This is a genomic window from Chondrinema litorale (assembly GCF_026250525.1).
Lineage (GTDB): Bacteria > Bacteroidota > Bacteroidia > Cytophagales > Flammeovirgaceae > Chondrinema > Chondrinema litorale.
On the sequence record NZ_CP111045.1, the window covers coordinates 415,770 to 434,808 of the forward strand.

Sequence of the window (19,039 nt, forward strand, 5' to 3'; positions counted from 1 at the left end):
TCTGTATAAATAAAATTGCTGTTTGAGTTAGGAGTTTTAAAATGGTCATAACTCAAAACTTCCCTCAAACAGCATAATGTAACCACAATAAATAACAATTCACATCACATAAAAATGAAAAGAATATTCAATGCATTTTTGGCAACTTTATTTACTATGCTTATAGTAGTAAGTGCCTGCGAAGAAGATGATGAAGTTGTAACTGAAGAAGTATCAATCACATCGTTAAACTGTAGCTCTGCTACTTTTTCTGCCACTGCAACAGATGGAGAAGTTTATTCAGCAACTGCATCTGTCCCATATACTGGAGGTAATGAAGGAACTTACAGTGCTGGTAGCACAATTGCATCTACAGGCGTAGAAGGATTAAGCGCCATACTTGTTGCAGGAACGTTAGCAGATGGAGCCGGAAGTTTTACTTATACCATCACAGGTACACCAGAAGATGCTGGAACAGCATCATTTGCCATTACTTTTGGTGATCAATCTTGTACGCTTACATTAACTGTAGAAGAATCAACAGAAGATGAGGAGGAAGAAGATACAACAGCAACAATCACTTCATTAGATTGCAGTTCAGCTGCATTCTCTACAACAGCTACTAGCGGAGTAGAATACACTGCTACGCTCACAGTGCCTTATAGTGGCGGCAACGGTTTAACCTACGAAGCTACCGATACTGTTGAATCTACCGGTGTGGAAGGTTTAACGGCTAATTTGGAAGCAGGAACATTAGCCGACGGTTCTGGCAGTATTACTTATAACATTACTGGTACACCAGTAAGCTCAGGTACAGCTACATTTGAAATTTCATTCTTAGAGCAAACTTGTACTGCAGAATTAACTGTGAGTGCAGTTTATTCTGCAGATTGCAGTAGTCTATCTGGCATTGAAAAGATTGTTTGTATGGCTGATGAATTTAAAGCTTTATTGAGTTCTTCTCAACTTTCAACCGTGCAAAGGTCATATTCAATTACCGAAGCCAAAAAATGGTCTAACCTACCAAATGCCGAAAGGGTCGGACTTACTTTTGGAGATATGACAGACGAACAGGTTGAATCTGCAAAAGCTTTATTGGCAGAAGTATCTGGAACAACAGAAAACGAAGGCTGGGATGAATTACAGCAAATGTTATATGCAGATGATTATTTGCAAGAAAACGGCGGTGGTTCTGCTTATGGAGAAGACAACTATTATCTAGCCTTTTTAGGAACACCAGCAGAAACAGGTACTTTCGAAATTCAGTTTGGTGGTCACCATATGGCTTTTGCAAATACTTACATCGATGGTGAATTAGTGGGTGCTACACCGTCTTTTAGAGGTATCGAACCTTATTTTGCTTTCTCTTGGGAAGGAGATACATATCAGCCACTTATAGAAGAGAAAAATGCGCTTACTGCCATGTTAGAAGGCTTAAGCACAAGTGAATTAGCTTCAGCAAAATTGAGTTCTACTTTTGGTGATGTAATTGCAGGCCCTCAAGAAGATGATAACTTCCCATCTACTTCTTCTGGAATTGTATGTAGCGAATTAACGAGTGAGCAACAAGAGCTAGTTTTAGCAGCTATAAAAACTTATGTAGATGACGTGGCTAGTTCAGAGGATATTATGACAAAATATACCAACGAACTAGATGAGACTTACATTTCTTATTCTGGAACTACCGATCTCACTACAAGAAATGATTATGTAAGAATAGACGGGCCATCTGTTTGGATTGAGTACTCTTGCCAAAATGGAGTAATCTTATCTGGCACACACCCACACTCAGTTTGGAGAGATAAATTAACCGACTATGGAGGAAACTAAATCCAATTAATCTTAGAAACTATAGACATAACCTGCTTCGATTAAACGAAGCAGGTTTTTATAAGAAATTATTAATCGGAAAAGTTGAATCTCTAATTTGCTAATACTTTTTGGACTAAAAAATCCCTTTTTTATAACCAAATTTTAATATCATGAAAAAAAGCTGGATAACCATCTTATCAGTTAATTATGTGGTTTTGATGCTTGTGGGCATTTTCGTAGCGTGTTCAGATGATTCTGATACACTTGAGACTTCTGGTTCGGTGAGTAGTATAACCTCTACAGGAACTGGAGATGTAATAACCAATCTACAAGCCAATGGTACAGGTGGTGGGGCTGCTTTCGATGGGAAAGTGAATACAACATCAGACCTAGATGACTTGGTAGACACTGCTTGGGGAGAAGGTAGTTTGGGTTTACATCGTGGCCATGCTCCTATAGAAAATGTACTTATCGCTTTTCTTGGCATCTCTCATAACAACATGCATACGTTTATGGAAAACTATGGCTATAACTTGGCTATGGTTTGTGAAAACTACGATTTCGATCCTGAAAATTTAATAGAATCACTCACTAATAGTTTTGTTCCATTTATTGAAGAAGGAGTTGAAAATGGAGTGATAAGCAGCGATGAAGTTGAATATTGGACTGAGCAAGTTAGAGAAGAATTTAGCAATAGAGTTTATTGGGAAGGATAAAAATTACAACAATCAACATTGCTAGAATGTGAGTTTATACTCTTCTAAAAACTTAGAAGAGTATTTTTCTAAAATTGGCTAACAGCACAAAAAATGAATAAACACAAGATATTAGTTTTAAAAATGCTTATAATGTTTGCGCTTATTACTTTTCAAAAGCAAGCATTAGGACATCCAATGCCTAATACCGTAATTGAATTGTCTGTAGGTGATCAAACAATTTCAGGTACTGCCAAAATGCCATTTATTGTATTAATGGATGCCACCATGCATAATGAAGCTCAGATAGATTCTTCTTTTATATTGGCATATTTCAGTCAACATATACTAGCATCTACTGCAAATAACAATTGGCAAACAGTTATTAAAGATTATAAAAAGGTAGATGAATATGACCGTGAAGTTGGTAACTATTCTGAACTAGAGATTCACTTTGAACTCATCCCTCCTACTTCGGAAGAAATGCGTCAGTTTAGTTTTGTATATAATGCGATTATCCACCAAGTAATCACCCATAAGGTACTTGTATTCTTAAAATATGATTGGAACAGTGGTTTAATCTCTGACAAAACAGCTCGTCCGATTGGGGTAATAGAAACAGATTATAATACAAATAGCATCAATCCACTAAAAATTGATTTAGAACAAGGAAGTTGGTTTAAAGGAACTTGGGCTATGTTTCTATATGGAATGGAACATATAAGAGTGGGTTTAGATCATATCTTGTTTTTACTAACTCTTTTACTTGTTGCTCCACTTACTGTACAGGATAAAAACTGGACAGGTTTTCAAGGTCTTAGCTTTACTTTAATCAGGTTTTTAAAGATCAGTTTTGCCTTTACTATTGGTCATTCAATTACGCTTTTAGCTGGTAGTTTTGATCTTATACCATTTAGAGCACAATACATCGAAGTATTAATTGCTGTTTCTATTTTAATTTCTGCTATTCACTGTATCAAACCCATATTTAATAAAAGAGAACCATTGGTTGCAGCTAGTTTTGGGCTAATTCACGGTTTGGCATTTTCTATTTCACTTTCGTCAATGAACCTCGATTGGCAAGCTCGTTTACTCAGTGTTTTGGGTTTTAACTTAGGAATTGAAAGCATGCAACTTATAATTATGGTTTGTTTCTTTCCACTGTTATTAGCCAGCAAATGGAAGTACTATTCTGTAATTAGAATGTCATTTGCAGTGATAACAGGCATTACAGCTATTGCATGGATTTTTGAACGAATGCAGGAAAAAGAAAATGTGATTACCGCTTTTGCTAACTCTTTGTTGTAACAATTTATCAAATTACCATATAATGTATATTAGCCTTTCGCTCCTTTCAAAATCTTATTAAAGGCCTTACCTTTTAAATAAAAGGGATTGAAAATCAAGGTTTTAAATGCATTAATGTATAAAATAAAACCCCGCAATTAGCTAATAAAAGCTTTTTTCGGGGTTTTTGATTTGTTAAATTGTAGTGTCTAATCACAATTAACACTACAATATATGAGAGATCAACAGCTTTTCCAACCACAAGATTACTTAACTCCAAAATGGTATTTATTTAAGAGTAGTAAATTGGGTAATGTTTATGATAGCATCCCTTGGGAACAACTTTCTGCATGTCTGCCTAAGAAAAATAAAGGCCCTGGTGCTCCTAGCTGGTTTTCGCCTCAGGGCATGTTTGGCTTAATGTTTCTAAAAGCCTATTTAAACCTGAGTGATGAAAAGCTCATAGCACGCTTTAATACCGATTGGAGCCTTCAGCTATTTTGCAATAAATTGCTACAGGATCATCAAAAGATTAAGGATAAGGCCATTTTAAGTCGAATCAGGACGTATATGGCGGACCATACTGATTGGCAACAACTTCAAGAGGTACTACTCCAACACTGGAAAACAGACATGCATAATACGCATGTGCTCTTAATGGATGCTACTTGTTATGAGAGTTATATTCGTTTTCCTACCGATGTTAAGCTGCTCTGGGAGAGCTGCCAATGGGTGTTTGAAAAGCAGCTTTACAGATACTGTAAAATATTAGGAGTAAAACGACCTGGCTCCAAATATATAGATCAAAAGCGCATGCAGATGTCTTATGATCGTAGTCGTAAAAAGACATATAAAGCTGGTCGCAAGCGTAAAAAGTCATTGATATATCTACTATCCAAAGGATTGGGGCAACTGCAATGCCTACTTAACGAAAATCCACAAATACAGCTTCACTTACATGAGAGAACATATCTAAAAACTATAAAGAAGATAATCGAGCAACAGCAATTCTTGCAGCAGCATCCAGCTAAAGAATTGAAAAACAGGATTGTATCACTTCCCAAGGCTTATGTTAGGCCGATAGTGCGAGGTAAAGAAGCTAAAAGGGTTGAGTTCGGAATGAAGGCACACCTGCTTCAGGTGGATGGTATCTGCTTTATCGATACCATGGAGTTCCGCGCTTTTAATGAAAGTACCAGACTGAAATTAAGTAGTTTAAAACATAGATCGATATTTGGCTCACTTCATCAACTAGGAGCAGATCGCATTTACGCCACCAACAAAAACAGGAAGTATTTAACAGAAAAGAAGATATTTACCTGCTTTCCAAAGAAAGGTCCTAAAGTAAACAACCCTGCTGAAAGCCAACTCAGAAGTCTCATCTCTAGCCAAAGAGCCACGGTGATGGAGGGAAGTTTTGGCGTGCATAAAACAGCTTATGGCCTCAATAAGATCAAGGTTAAAGGAGAAAAACGAGAAATGATACACGTTTTTTTCGCAGTTATGATGGCCAATGCCGTTAAGATCAGCAAAAGGAAATCAGAACAAGCCCCTCTACTTCAGGCCGCCTAAACCTAAAGCTGAAAAGCCTATGGGATGAGTGTGTCTATACTATCCAAAAGCAATATTTTCCAGTTTTATCAATAGGATTACTCACAGTATTGTACTTTTTAAATAGTCCAAAACAGCAGGTACCAAGATTTGAAACAAAAAAAAGCTGAACTTTATCTATCCAACTCTTATTTTTTATTGGTCTTAATCAATTTTCAAGGAGGCCCTATTAAAATAAGGTGAGTCATTCCACCTTATTTTTTTGTATTTAAAACCTTGTTGTAATTCTTCTGGTAAGCTATCCCAAATTGCTTGGCTCATTTTTTCGAGTAACAACTTTTTAGAAAAAGTATCGGCCACTACCAAACTAATTTCTCGTACTGGCTTGGGTTCTTTAAAAGGTTTATACATGGAATTTTGCTGCTCGTTGAGAATAGACAATTGAGGCAAAATAGCAAAACCCAACTTTGCTCTTACCAGATTTTTTAAGGTTTCAATCGAATTGATATCGTAACTAAACTGCTCTTTAATTTGCTTGTCATTTTTTAATTCGCAGATGTCTAGTAATTGTGCATTGTAGCAATATTCATCTTGTAACAGCAATAATTCCTTTTGATCACCTTCCCGCATTTCGTAAAATGGCTCACTTGCCATCGGATGCTCTTGATGCAGATAGGCTACGAATGGCTCATGGAAAATGGTAAATTCTTTTAGGTTTGCATTACCTGTTGGCGTTGCCATTAATGCCACATCGAGCACTCCCGTTTCTACATCATTCATCAACTGAAAAGTAGAAGCCTCTTTAATTATAAACTTTACTTTGGGAACAGAAGCTTTCAAATTATTAATAAACATCGGCACCAGATATGGCGAAAGCGTAGAAATAACTCCAACCTTAACAGTTCCTTCAAGTTTGTTCTTCTCATTAATTACATAATCGCGGATTTCATCCACTTCTCTGAGAATCTTCTTGGCTTTGTTGATGATCTCCACTCCTACTACGGTTGGTTTTAGCGGTACTTTAGACCGATCGAAAAGTTTGATACCTATTTCTTCTTCCAAATTTTTAAGCTGAATGGTGAGTCCCGGTTGAGAAACCATACAAGCCTCTGCAGCTCTGGCAAAATGCCTTTCTGCATCTAAAGTCACAATATATTTGAGTTGCTGTATCGTCATGATTATAAATATTATTTATAAAGATAAAAATATATCAATTTGATTTATAATAACCATGCCGCTAATTTTGAATCATCAATAAGAAAAAACAGAAACATAAATCGAAACAAAATCTCTAAATTAATTTAATCATGAAATTCACAAGAAAAGCAAATGCAAACTGGAAAGGTACTGGAATGGAAGGTAAAGGTACAATTAGTACACAAAGTACTACTTTGAACAACACACAATTATCTTTTAAAACAAGATTTGAAGAAGGCGTAGGCACCAACCCAGAAGAATTGGTTGCAGCAGCACATTCAGGTTGTTTTACTATGCAGTTAAGTTTTCTTTTGAGTGAAAAAGGTTACACTCCTGGCAACCTCGACACCGAAGCAAAACTTTCTTTTGAAGACGGTACTATTACAAAAATACAATTAGAGCTAGTGGGACATGTAGATGGAATTGAAGAAGAAGAGTTCAAGCAAATTGCACAAAAAGCAAAAGAAATTTGTCCGATATCTAAGCTTTTAAATACAGAAATAACACTTACTATCAAGCTAGTTTAATTATCACAAAGCAACATCAAAACGAGCCTAATCGGCTCGTTTTTTATTTGTACAAATCTCCATTTAAATATTTAAGGCCAGAGTCGATAATAACCGTTACAATTTTTTTACCGGGTCCAATCTTCTTCGCTCTTTGTAATGCTGCCCAAACATTTGCCCCAGAAGTAATACCACCAAAAATCCCTTCTTTTCTTGCAAGTTCGTTGGCAGTAAAATAAGAATCTTCATCTTTCACAGAAATGACATTATCGATCAAATCTGTTCTTAAAATATTGGGAACAAAAGATAAGCCTATACCTTCTAATTTGTGTTTGCCACTGGTATCTCCTCCAGAAATATTTCGAACATGATAAGGTTCAACCGCAATTGTTCGCATAGTTGGAATCTGCTCTTTTAAAATTTCTGCATTACCAGAAATACATCCACCTGTACCAACAGCAGCCACAAACTCATCAATATCGGTACCCAAACCTTTTAATATTTCCTTGCCCATTGCATGGTAACCTTTTTTATTATCAAGATTGTTAATTTGGTTAGGCCAAAAAGCGCCAGTTTCTTGTATCAATTCTTTGGCTCTGGCTATCATCTTATTCAACACATCAGCCGTTAATACACCATTTTCTGCATGTATTATTTCAACCGTTGCACCAAATGCCCGCATTGTTTGCAGCTTCTCTTCAGAAAATCCATTAGAGGATACAAAATGTGCTTGGTAACCTTTTGTTGCACAAACCATTGCCAATGAGCTTCCCGTACTTCCACCTGTGTATTCAACGACTTTATCTCCCGGTTTCAACTCTCCTCTTCGCTCTGCTCCTTCGATCATAGAAAGTGCCATTCGATCTTTCATACTACCTGTAGGGTTAGCCCCTTCGAATTTCACATAAACATCTGCACAATCAGGTGTGGTGAGTTTTTCCAGTTTGAGTAATGGAGTATTGCCAATATTAACCATAGCATACAAAAATTAATGATTCACTTAATTTGAATTATTGTAGATGAGAAATTTTACTTATTGAGTTGTTCTAATACCCTGTCTTTAAAACTCTTTTCGAAATGTTGCTTTTCAAACTCTTTGAGTGCAGACATAAAATGAGCATTATCCTCTAACATTTGCTGCACCGCTTTTTGACCAGCATCCCAAACTCTCTCAAACTTTGGCAACATTATATATGCCTTTTCTGAGAGGCCGACTAGTTTTTTTCGATTATCAGTTTCATCAGGTTGAATGGCTACATATTCTTTTTGAGCCATCTTATTAATCATCTTGGTTAATGCAGGTTTGGATATGTTTAACTTTCTAGCCAGCTCTATCATCGAAATCTTCTGTTCTTCTTTCAAGATCAAAAAAACTAGATGCCAACTTGGTTCTATATCAATGCCTTCAAGCGCATACAATTCTTTAATACTATAAAATAAAGAATCGCTTAACCTTTTGATTCTTGCTGTTACACCTAAAAACTCTAATTCTCTTAAAAAATCTTGATTCATGGCTCAAATAGTTAACTGGTTAACAAATATAATAATTTAGTTAGCTAGTTAACTAAAATTGCGATTTTTTTTATCGATTATGTAAAAGGAGAATTAAAAAAATAAAAAGCTTATAAACATTAAATGCCTATAAGCTCTCTATTTTAGTACAAAAATCTTTTTTTGTCTTTACTTCCAGCCGTTTACGTTTGATCCAGTCTCTCTATCTACTTCAAATATTCCCCTATTTTCATCATCATATAATTGATGATAAAGCGCTCTAGTCATGTAGGCAAATTCTTCAGATACTAATGGCGCTCCTTTTTCAGGAAATTGATTAATTAGATAATAATATTCTCTTCCCATTGCAACAACAAATCCCATTGCATATAGAAAACCATCATTTCCTCCCTCAAGATATCTATGTACTTCTTCTCTATCTAAATTATATAGTAAACGTTCTAAAATTCTATTAAACTCAAATGATTCTTCTTTTGAAAATTTGACTAAAACCAATTTTAATTTTGGAAAAACTTTGTCACTAATTACCTTTTCAATTTCTACTCCAAGTTCATTTACCCAATACTCATCTTCTTTTAATTGATCTAGTCTTTTTTCTTTAAACTCAGGAGCTGAATTCCATGCATCCTCAATTAAATCCCAAAATTTATTTTCAGTCATTAGTCAATCAATAATAAAAATTACTACAAACTCTCAGGACTTATAGATCCATAAACTGCATCTTTAAATTTCTTATGAACACCCCCTTGAAATGGCATTACTTGAAAAAACAGCACTGCGGTTAAATCATTTTCAGGATCAACCCAAAACAAAGTACTGGCTGCTCCATCCCAGAAAAACTCCCCTACCATGCCATTCATTTCTTCTGGTGTCATTGGTGGTTCTGTGCGAACGGCGAAATCTATCCCAAAGCCAACTCTACCTTTACTTGGTAACCAAAGGCTATCTTCAACTGGTGGTAAATGATTGGTCGCCATCTTTTTCACAGTCTCAGGTTTCAAAATAGTTTTACCATTATAAGTACCTTCGTTCACTAGCATTTGAGCAAATGTCATATAATCATCTATGGTAGATTTTAATCCCCAACCGCCGGGTTTCATTGGCCAATGGTCGTAATTGATGGTATGGATACGCTCATCAGGAACTCTGCTTAGACTGGTATCTGTCTTATAATAAATGGCGGCAACCCTGTCTCTTTTATCTTCTGGCACAAAATAACTTGTTTCCGACATGTCTAAAGGATCGAGCACTACTTCTTTCATATATTCATCGAATGGTTTTCCAGCTAATTTTTCAGCAAGATATGCTTGCACATCTACAGAAATACCATATTCCCAACGCTGGCCAGGCTGATACCCAAGCGGTAATTTGCTGAGTTTACCAGCCATGTCACTCAAAGTGGTTTCCATGTTCAGTAAGTCCGCTTCTTGTGATGCTTTATCTAAACCTAAATCAGCACGGGTAGAAAATCCGGCAGTATGTCTAGTTATATCAGCAATGGTAATTGCTCTGTTGGCAGGTTCTAAAATCATATTTCCTTCATTATCCAAACCTGTTGCTACTTGCATTTCTGCGAACTCAGGTGCGAATTTAGCCAATGAGTCTTCCAGTTTAAATAAGCCTTTTTCATACAGTGTCATTAAAGTTGTTCCTGTAATTGGCTTGGTCATAGAATAGATGGTGACTATCGTATTTCGATCCATAGGTACACCTGCTTCTCGATCTGCATAGCCATAAGCATTGAAATAGGCCTCTTTGCCTTTCTCAAAAATTAAAGCCGATACTCCGGCAACAATACTGTCTTGTACAAAAGATTGGAGAGTGGAATCTAGCCGATTTTTAGCCGATTGGTCAATAATTGAATTTTGCTCTGTTTCTGTTGTTTCAGTTGGGTGCTGACATGCATAAAGGGCAGCAAGTACACCAAAGAAGTAAATTGTTTTTTTCATCTTCTATTTTTAAAAAATCAAGTTTACACAAAGTACGAATATCATTTTACTTTGCAAAATACGATTTGTACTAAAAATAGATAATGTTTAAGTGTGCATTTAATGCCAATAAATGTAACAGGTAAACAAAGTACAGCAGTATATTTTTACTGTCTGGTATAGTTCAAAAAACATGAACAAATTTTCAACTATTAGACTTCTAATTCTAAATTAATAAACTTTTAATGCCTAAAATGAATTGATATATAGAAGCTATATGGTAAAACACCATTTATTATCACATAACTATGTAAAGTCATTTGGCTTTAGCTTTTGTGTTTTTAAATGGTTTTATATTTCATCTAAATGAAAATTTTACTTGATAAATAGCGATAATTATTAAAAGTTAATTGAAAGTTTACATTAGCTGTGAACTTTCAGTATATTGAAAATTGTTTAAGGATACTAAAACCAGTTTTAACCTAGCGTATTAATTATTATATTTACGTGTTAAAACATATAAATAAAGAGGGCTATATGGAACTTTCAAAAATCAAAAAAATATCAAAAGCATTAGCGGATGATAACCGTCTGAAAGTTTTACTTGCGTTGGGGAAACAAGCAAGTTGTTTACAATGTACAGATATATATAAAATGGTAGACTTGGCTCAACCATCTGTTTCTCATCATATGAAACAGCTATTAGAAGCCGATTTGGTTACTTATTCTAAAGATGGAAGACATGTTAGATACAACCTCAATAAAGAAGTTTTGGGCGATTACATAGCGTTTTTAGAAAAACTGAAAGATTTTTAAAAATTTTTTACATAGATATATTGAAATATTTCGATATATCTATATATTTGCCTCACAATACAATTATTACTACTAATTAATATAAGCAAGGCAATGAATTATTACAGAGAATAAAGTAAAACTTTATGCTCTTTTTACTTATCCTGAATTTACAAACTATCAAGAATTAATTTTTATTCTTAATTTAACTGTTAGTAAGAGATCGTTATCCATTTATAAAAGAAAAACATTATTTCTTAGCCACAATCAAAGTTAAAATGTATTTAAACGAACTACCTACAAAGTAAAAATAACTATTTTGAGGTATTAATAACTATAATATACATTTACTTCCTTGATTTGTCAATTGTCAAAAATTATTTGATAGGCTAACTTTATCTTACTTACTCAAATATTTAATTGAAATACTTACGTAAATCAGAAAGTCATGTTCACAATAGATTTTATTATATTTTCCTGTTAGAATTACAGTTGATTTTTTTCTGAATTCTCGAATAACTTAGCGTTAAAATACTTGGCTATAACTATATAGCTTATATTCCTTACATATATATTAAGTGTCAATAAACTAATTGAAATCCCATAAATTATGATGTAGCTTAAATTTCTAAAAGCAAAATAAGTACATAGCAAAATGCAAATTGTTTGATTTATACAACTATCAGTTTGAATTTTATTAACCATACCCTACTTGCAAAATTTACTTTTGCATTGAAGATTACAAAACCTAGGGAATATTAAAAGACGAACTCCTTAAACAACATTGCTTTGCTACAATTCAGAAAATAGATTTTAAACTTAAGAAACCACAATTTTTGAGAGGTGAAAACCTCCTGATAAAAAATGCTACCTTAAGTAGGTTGGCATCGTATTGCCTTTTTTGAAGTGTTTGGAAACCGGTATCCATCTTAAAAGAAAGGCATCAGAACTATCAAACTATCTTAATTCAACAAAATAAATAGCTATAAGCTATTGAATTCAACTTATTAAATATAATGGTGTTAAAAATGGAAATCTCAAAACAAGGAAGTTTATTAAAAAATCCTATAAATATATTATTGATGCTTTCTGGACTTGTTATGATCGGCTGTAGCTCTGCTAATAGCCCAGACAGTGCACCTGCATCATATCTTTCTGTACCAGTAGCACACCCAGTTAAAATGAATATAACAGAATGGGATGAATACTCTGGCAGATTTAGAGCAATGAAACGCGTAGAAGTAAGAGCCCGCGTGAGTGGTTTTATAGATGCTGTAAAGTTTAAAGATGGCGATATGGTAAAGAAAGGTGATGTGTTATTCATTATTGATCAAAGACCATTTAATATCGCTCTACAGCAAGCTAAAGCACAATTGGAACAAGCTAAAGCACAAGAGAAACAAGCACAAAGTTCTTTTGAAAGAGTAAAGTCTTTACAAGGTTCTAAAGCCATCTCTCAAGAGGAGTTTGACGGCAGAGAACAAGCTTTATATGCAGCATCGGCACAAGTAGAAGCTGCCAGAGCTAATGTAAGCAATGCGGAGCTTAATCTGCAATTTACTGTAGTAAGGGCACCAATCTCTGGAAAAGTGAGTGAAGATTATGTGAATGCTGGTAACTTAATTAGCGGTGGAACCGATCAGGCAACATTGCTCACAACGATTGTATCGCTAGACCCAATTTATTTTTACTTCGAAGGTAGCGAGTCTGCATTTAACAAATATTCTAGTTATAACGAGGGAAACATAGAAGGCTCAAGAGTAACCATACAGCTTTTGGGCGAAGAGGGATTTACTCACGAAGGCAAACTGGATTTTACAGACAACGAGGTGGATTTGGGTACAGGAACGATACAGGCAAGAGCTATCTTACAGAACTCAGATTATTCGATTGAGTCAGGGATGTTTGGTAGTGCAAAGCTTGCTGGCACAGGTGAACATGAAGCTATTCTGATACCAGATGCGGTTATTGGAACAGATCAATCTCAAAAAATCGTGTTCGTTTTAGCCGATAGTAACAAAGTGCAAGCAAAGCCAGTACAACTCGGTCCATTGTATAATAAAGACCTGAGGATTGTAAGAAGTGGCCTAAGTACTGATGATCAGATTATCACCGGAAACATCTTGAAAATCAGACCTGGGATGACAGTAGCTCCTGAATCTAGAGAGATTGTAGGACTTACAAAGAACTAAAAATATACAATAACAAGCCGTGAAAAACACAGGTTAGAGATTCTCTTAACCCTGGGAATCTCTTGCCTAAATCTAAAAGAAATAGCATGAAATTTAGTCATACTTTTATCGATCGGCCTATACTGGCATCGGTAATATCTATCTTAATTATTATAATAGGAACACTGGCCTACTTTTCTTTGCCAGTATCTCAATACCCGGAAGTGGCTCCACCAACCATTGTTGTTACAGCGAACTATCCCGGCGCAAGTGCAGAAACAATTTCCAAAACGGTGGCAACTCCACTTGAACAGGAAATCAACGGTGTAGAAGACATGTTGTACATGCTTTCTCAATCTACAGCAGATGGCGTAATGACCCTCACAGTTACCTTCGAATTAGGTACAGACTTAGATGAAGCGCAGGTACTTGTTCAAAACAGGGTGGCAATTGCAGAGCCACGTTTACCAGAGCAAGTGCGAAGAATGGGTGTAACAACCCGTAAAAATTCACCAGACTTAATGTTGGTAATCAACATGTATTCACCGGATGATACTTACGACCAAATTTACATCGCAAACTATGCTACTTTACAAGTAAAAGATGTAATCTCAAGAATTAAAGGTGTTGGTAATATGGGCATGTTTGGTGCCAGCGAATACTCTATGCGTATTTGGTTAAATCCTGATGTAATTGCTTCCATGGATTTGTCTGCAGGGGAAATACTTTCGGCTTTAAGGAATCAGAATATTCAAATTGCCAGTGGTAACTTAAACCAACCTCCTACTGGAAACCAACATGCTTTTGAGTTAAGTGTGCAAACTAAAGGACGATTACAAGAGATTGAAGAGTTTGAAAACATCATTGTAAAATCTGGAAAAGACGGAAGAATTGTAAGAGTAAAAGATGTTGGTAGAGTAGAATTAGGAGCTGCTAGCTATGCAACCAGAGGTTACCTTGGAGATAAAAAAGCAGTGGCACTGCCAGTATTCCAACGCCCGGGTACCAATGCTGTAGAAACAGCAGATCAGATTAAAGCTACTATGGAAGAGCTTTCTAAAAGCTTTCCTTCAGGATTAGAATATGACATTGCTTATAATCCTACTAGCTTTATTCAAGAATCTATTGATGAGGTGGGACACACAATTTTTGAAGCGGTAATACTCGTAATCGTGGTAATATTACTATTCCTACAAACTTGGAGAGCGACTATTATTCCAATATTAGCAATACCTGTTTCATTAATAGGAACATTTGCAGTAATGTCTGCACTTGGTTTCTCTTTGAATAACCTCACACTATTTGGTTTGGTACTGGCAATTGGTATTGTTGTGGATGATGCAATTGTGGTAGTAGAAAATATGGAACTCAACCTAAGTAATGGCATGAGTGTAAGAGAGGCAGCTAGAAAAACTATGAGTGAAGTAGGTGGCGCCGTATTGGCAATTGGTTTGGTTTTGATCGCGGTATTTATCCCTACAACTTTCTTAGAAGGAATATCAGGACAGTTTTACAGACAATTTGGAGTAACTATTTCTGTAGCCACCATGATCTCAGTATTTGTATCGCTAACTTTAAGCCCGGCAATGTCTGCTTTACTTTTAAAAGCACACAAGAAGGAAGATGATCATTCCAAAAAATCTAAATCTAGAAATCCATTTACAATATTTCTTAAATGGTTTGATCGATTTATGGAAAACCTTTCGAGTGGATATGGAAAACTAGTAAACAAACTGATTAAATACAGTGCAGCAGTTGGTGTAGTTTATTTGGTTTTAATGGTAGTTACAGTTATTGAATTCAATAGAATACCAACTGGTTTTATCCCAGCCCAAGATCAAGGTTATTTTATAGTTGCTTTACAGTTACCTCCGGGTTCATCGCTTTCAAGAACTGATGAAACTATTCAGAAAGCCATAGACAAATTGTTACATACTGAAGGAGTTGTAAATGCGATTGCTTTTGCAGGATTCGATGGGGCAAGTTTCACCAATGCATCCAATGCGGCAACCATCTTTACCATGATGGCAGACTTTGACAAGCGTGAAGAAATGGGACTCTCCTATCAGGATATTCTCAATAATATGAGACAAAGCATGGCATCGATAGAAGAAGCTTATGTAGTTGTAATTCCACCACCACCAGTCCGTGGTATTGGTAATGCAGGTGGTTTTAGAATGATGGTGCAAGACAGACAAGGTCGCGGTGTAGAAGCTTTAAAAGATGCTACAACAGAATTAGCAGTTGCAGCAAACCAAGACCCTGCTTTGGCAAATGTTTTCTCATTTTTTAACACCGGAACACCACAATTATATTTCGATTTCGATAGAGTTCGTGCAGAGAAATTAGGTGTACCAGTAAACGAGGTTTTTAATGCGCTTGAAATATATCTGGGTTCAGCTTTCGTGAACGACTTTAACTATCTAGGAAGAACATTTAGAGTTACAGCGCAAGCGGATGCACCTTTCAGATTAACACCTGATGACATTTTGAGACTAAAAGTGAGAAATAACAATGGAGAAATGGTGCCGATGGGCTCACTAGGTATTTTTAAAAACATTGCGGGCCCTTCTAGAATGCCGAGGTATAACCTCTACCCTGCTTCTGAGCTTGTTGGCGATGTGGTAAAAGGTAAAAGTTCTGGTGATGCAATTTCAGCAATGGAAAAACTAGCCGATAAAGTTTTACCAGAAGGTATCAGTTACGAATGGACAGAGATTGCTTATCAGCAGAAAAAAATGGGTAATACAGCAGTTATCGCTTTCAGTTTGGCAGTGCTTTTTGTATTCCTTTTACTCTCAGCCCAATACGAAAGCTGGCTTTTACCACTGGCAGTTATCTTAATTGTTCCAATGTGTTTACTTTCTGCTATGATAGGTGTAGACATTTCAGGAAAAGACAATAACATACTTACTCAGATTGGTCTGGTAGTATTGGTAGGTTTAGCAAGTAAAAATGCTATTCTAATTGTAGAGTTTGCTAGACAGCTTGAAGACCAAGGACGTGCATTGGTAGAAGCAGCCACCGAAGCAGCGAAACTACGTTTAAGACCTATTTTGATGACTTCTTTTGCCTTTATTCTTGGTGTTGTGCCTTTGGTTACAGCAACCGGAGCAGGTTCAGAGATGCGTCAAGCATTGGGGGTAGCAGTGTTTAGTGGTATGCTTGGAGTTACAGTTTTCGGATTGCTTTTTACTCCTGTATTCTATGTACTCTGTCGCAAACTGGCAACAGTTTCTAAATTCAAAAAAGCTAAAAAAGAACATCTAGTAGAAGCATAAAATCACCCATGATTAATTTGTATTCTTGCCAGGAGAAAAGTATAAGGATTAAACCTTTTACTGCTCCTGCTGCGGGAATCCTCAACATATAAATGTTATGGAAAAAAATATTAAAAAAATAATTCCTGTAGGATTGCTATGGCTATTTAGCATACCAATATTTGCTCAAAATAGCGATGAAGCAAAATGGAAATGGAATTCAGGAGAAAATGATAAAAGTTACTTAAATGTAATGAAAGTGGGCGATGATACACTTAGATCTACTCCTGAATTTACTGTAACCGAAAATAACCATTGGTGGGAAGCCTTCGGTTATAATGAACTTAACGAGCTTGCAAAACAGGCTATCTCAGATAATCAAAACATTAAAATAGCTAAGAGCCAAACAGGTATTGCTAAAGAAAGAGTGGATGTTGCAAAAGCTGGATTTTTTCCTTCTGTAAGTGTAAATCCTTCTTTTACTAGACAAGAGTTTTCTGCAAACAGACCTATGCAGTTTGATATTGCCGCACAAAGGGTGCAAACCAATACTTATTCTATACCGGTAAACTTGAGTTACGAGGTAGATATTTTCGGCAAAATTAAAAACTCTGTAGATGCTTCTAGATACAACTATGAGGCTACTGCTGCCAATCAGGAAAATATATCTTTATACATTGCTTCTGAAGTAAGCCGAAACTTTATCCAACTTATTACGCTGGATACAGAAAATAAAATTCTAGAAAGGACACTCAGTACCAGACAAGAAAACTTAGAAATTGTGGAAACCAGATATAATGCTGGTTTAACTAATGAAATTGATTTACAAAGGGCAAAAACAGAGCTTTCTTCTGTTGCTGTCCAGTTAAAGAGCAATCAGCTGCGAAGAACGGAAATTGAACTTGCCTTGGCTTCTTTGTGTGGTCGGCCAGCAAGTTCTTTCTCCATTCCTAAAACAGGAATCGAGTATCTGGCACCAGATGTAAACCCATTGGCTTCTGCTTCGCTTGCATCAAACAGACCAGATTTAAAAGCAGCCGAATTTAACATTCAAGCTTTTGAAGAGCAATTGAAAAATAGTAGAAAATCGTTGCTCCCTTCATTGTATCTGGATGGTTCTGCCGGCTTAGTGTCTGGCAGTGCAGACCATCTTTTTGAAGAAAACAGTAGAGCTTGGCTAGCAGGTGCAACACTTGCCATTCCAGTTTTTGAAGGTGGGAGAAGACGTTCGCAAGTAGCCATTAGTGCTTTACAAAAACAAGCAGTGGTAGAAGATTACAAACTTCAAGAGCAATTAGCTAACGAAGATGTTGAAAGAGCTTTATCAAATTTGTTGAGAATAAATGAGCAGCTAACTGCACAGCAAGAGTTCTTAAATGCGGCACAAATGGCAGCAGAACTATCTAACCAAAGATACCTAAAAGGACTCGTAACCTACCTCGAAGTGGTTGATGCGGAGAGAATTGTACTGGAAGCAGAAAGAATGTCTGTTCAACTTTTAGGAGAGCAATTGCTAAGTACGGTTAACCTCATTGTTGCCAGCGGAGGAGATAAAGGAATAGTAGAATTTAATAGATAACACCCATATGTCTTAGATAAGGAATTCCCATGAGCTTTCCTTATTTTGGATTTTACCTGTAGTTGTAAAGCCTTCATAATGTGAAGGCTCTACCTTTTTTTCTCTTAAGTTATTTGATAAATCTGAACAACCAATTTATGTTTATGACTGTAGAATAAATACATTTTTTTATCACAAGAATCATTACAAATTCGGTCTGTTTCAAACTCAGAAACAAACAACATTGGGAAGCCATCTGGATCGAGGGGTGTTTCATCACTCTGCCACCAATGTGGTTCTCCACCAAAAATTAAATCTTCCGGATCAAAATCGCTCTCCCCTTTTATAAAAGATTCTTTTGATTTAAAATAAGACTCTTTTGTCTGTTTATGATAGTCCTTCCAATCATCAGTTAAATTAAAAAAACCTAAATCTGTTTTGAACTTGTATTTCCCATCAACTAGTTCGAATGCGATCATACAATCTTTACAGTAATCTTTATAATACTTTACAGTTTCTGTATTATAAGGATCTTCATTGAACTGTATCATATGAATCGTTTCATCTCCCCATCGCTCGTCAATGTCACTAAGTTTTACGGAATAAATAGGAAAAAAAACATCTTCATACCCTTTATTCTCTGGTACAAATACATCTTCAATTTCTGGAAACAGGTCAATTTCAAAATCTTCTGAATGGACTTTCATAATAGGTTACAATTAGCTATTGATTTTTAAATGTGTTCTGGTTTAAAACAGTCTGTGCTTTGTTTATAAATGCTTTACCTT

15 protein-coding genes are annotated in these 19,039 nt (G+C 35.8%); 9 read left to right on the forward strand and 6 right to left on the reverse strand.

The genetic code is table 11. From position 1 onward, the window contains the following. Positions 1-114 precede the first annotated feature (114 nt). The 4 genes from OQ292_RS24545 (at position 115) to OQ292_RS24560 (ending at position 5,345) form a co-directional block, all read left to right on the forward strand. The gene (locus OQ292_RS24545; RefSeq protein ID WP_284686630.1) at positions 115-1,809 is read left to right on the forward strand and encodes a DUF3500 domain-containing protein; all 1,695 of its coding nucleotides are present in this window, start codon (positions 115-117) and stop codon (positions 1,807-1,809) included. A gap of 152 nt (positions 1,810-1,961) precedes the next feature. After that, positions 1,962-2,507: a hypothetical protein gene (locus tag OQ292_RS24550; RefSeq protein WP_284686631.1), complete on the forward strand. Its 546-nt coding sequence runs from the start codon at positions 1,962-1,964 to the stop codon at positions 2,505-2,507. Between the two features lie 93 nt (positions 2,508-2,600). Continuing rightward, positions 2,601-3,794: a HupE/UreJ family protein gene (locus OQ292_RS24555; RefSeq protein WP_284686632.1), complete on the forward strand. Its 1,194-nt coding sequence runs from the start codon at positions 2,601-2,603 to the stop codon at positions 3,792-3,794. Between the two features lie 213 nt (positions 3,795-4,007). Beyond that, positions 4,008-5,345 carry a transposase gene (locus OQ292_RS24560; protein ID WP_284682082.1) on the forward strand — a complete coding sequence of 446 codons (1,338 nt, stop codon included), beginning with the start codon at positions 4,008-4,010 and terminating at the stop codon, positions 5,343-5,345. A 183-nt stretch (positions 5,346-5,528) separates the two neighbouring features. Here the strand turns inward: OQ292_RS24560 and OQ292_RS24565 are convergent, their stop codons facing one another. After that, the gene (locus tag OQ292_RS24565; RefSeq protein WP_284686633.1) at positions 5,529-6,500 is read right to left on the reverse strand and encodes a hydrogen peroxide-inducible genes activator; all 972 of its coding nucleotides are present in this window, start codon (positions 6,498-6,500) and stop codon (positions 5,529-5,531) included. Positions 6,501-6,631: 131 nt separating this feature from the next. On the opposite strand from OQ292_RS24565, the gene OQ292_RS24570 reads away from it, so the two are divergent. Next, positions 6,632-7,048, forward strand: a complete 417-nt coding sequence (locus OQ292_RS24570) for an OsmC family protein (RefSeq protein ID WP_284686634.1) — start codon at positions 6,632-6,634, stop codon at positions 7,046-7,048. Positions 7,049-7,091: 43 nt separating this feature from the next. On the opposite strand, the gene OQ292_RS24575 is transcribed toward OQ292_RS24570, so the two are convergent. The 4 genes from OQ292_RS24575 to OQ292_RS24590 all read right to left on the reverse strand — a co-directional run bounded on the left by OQ292_RS24575 (position 7,092) and on the right by OQ292_RS24590 (position 10,488). Continuing rightward, complete coding sequence (locus OQ292_RS24575; RefSeq protein ID WP_284686635.1) at positions 7,092-8,003, reverse strand: PLP-dependent cysteine synthase family protein; 912 nt, start codon at positions 8,001-8,003, stop codon at positions 7,092-7,094. Between the two features lie 53 nt (positions 8,004-8,056). Beyond that, a complete protein-coding gene (locus tag OQ292_RS24580; protein ID WP_284686636.1) occupies positions 8,057-8,539 on the reverse strand; it encodes a MarR family winged helix-turn-helix transcriptional regulator in 483 nt (160 codons plus the stop codon). 168 nt (positions 8,540-8,707) lie between these two features. Further along, positions 8,708-9,199 (reverse strand): DUF4240 domain-containing protein, encoded by a 492-nt coding sequence (locus OQ292_RS24585; RefSeq protein WP_284686637.1) that lies wholly within the window; start codon positions 9,197-9,199, stop codon positions 8,708-8,710. 23 nt (positions 9,200-9,222) lie between these two features. Beyond that, positions 9,223-10,488, reverse strand: coding sequence for a serine hydrolase domain-containing protein (locus tag OQ292_RS24590; RefSeq protein WP_284686638.1), 1,266 nt, complete (start codon positions 10,486-10,488; stop codon positions 9,223-9,225). Positions 10,489-11,004: 516 nt separating this feature from the next. Here OQ292_RS24590 and OQ292_RS24595 point away from each other — a divergent pair. From OQ292_RS24595 to OQ292_RS24610, 4 genes are all read left to right on the forward strand, one after another. After that, complete coding sequence (locus OQ292_RS24595) at positions 11,005-11,283, forward strand: ArsR/SmtB family transcription factor (RefSeq protein WP_284686639.1); 279 nt, start codon at positions 11,005-11,007, stop codon at positions 11,281-11,283. A 1,007-nt stretch (positions 11,284-12,290) separates the two neighbouring features. Further along, positions 12,291-13,454, forward strand: a complete 1,164-nt coding sequence (locus OQ292_RS24600; RefSeq protein WP_284686640.1) for an efflux RND transporter periplasmic adaptor subunit — start codon at positions 12,291-12,293, stop codon at positions 13,452-13,454. An 86-nt stretch (positions 13,455-13,540) separates the two neighbouring features. Further along, on the forward strand, positions 13,541-16,714 hold the full coding sequence (locus OQ292_RS24605) for an efflux RND transporter permease subunit (protein WP_284686641.1): 3,174 nt from the start codon (positions 13,541-13,543) through the stop codon (positions 16,712-16,714). A gap of 97 nt (positions 16,715-16,811) precedes the next feature. Continuing rightward, positions 16,812-18,272 (forward strand): efflux transporter outer membrane subunit, encoded by a 1,461-nt coding sequence (locus OQ292_RS24610; protein ID WP_284686642.1) that lies wholly within the window; start codon positions 16,812-16,814, stop codon positions 18,270-18,272. 104 nt (positions 18,273-18,376) lie between these two features. Here the strand turns inward: OQ292_RS24610 and OQ292_RS24615 are convergent, their stop codons facing one another. Then, the gene (locus OQ292_RS24615; RefSeq protein ID WP_284686643.1) at positions 18,377-18,958 is read right to left on the reverse strand and encodes a hypothetical protein; all 582 of its coding nucleotides are present in this window, start codon (positions 18,956-18,958) and stop codon (positions 18,377-18,379) included. Positions 18,959-19,039 lie beyond the last annotated feature (81 nt).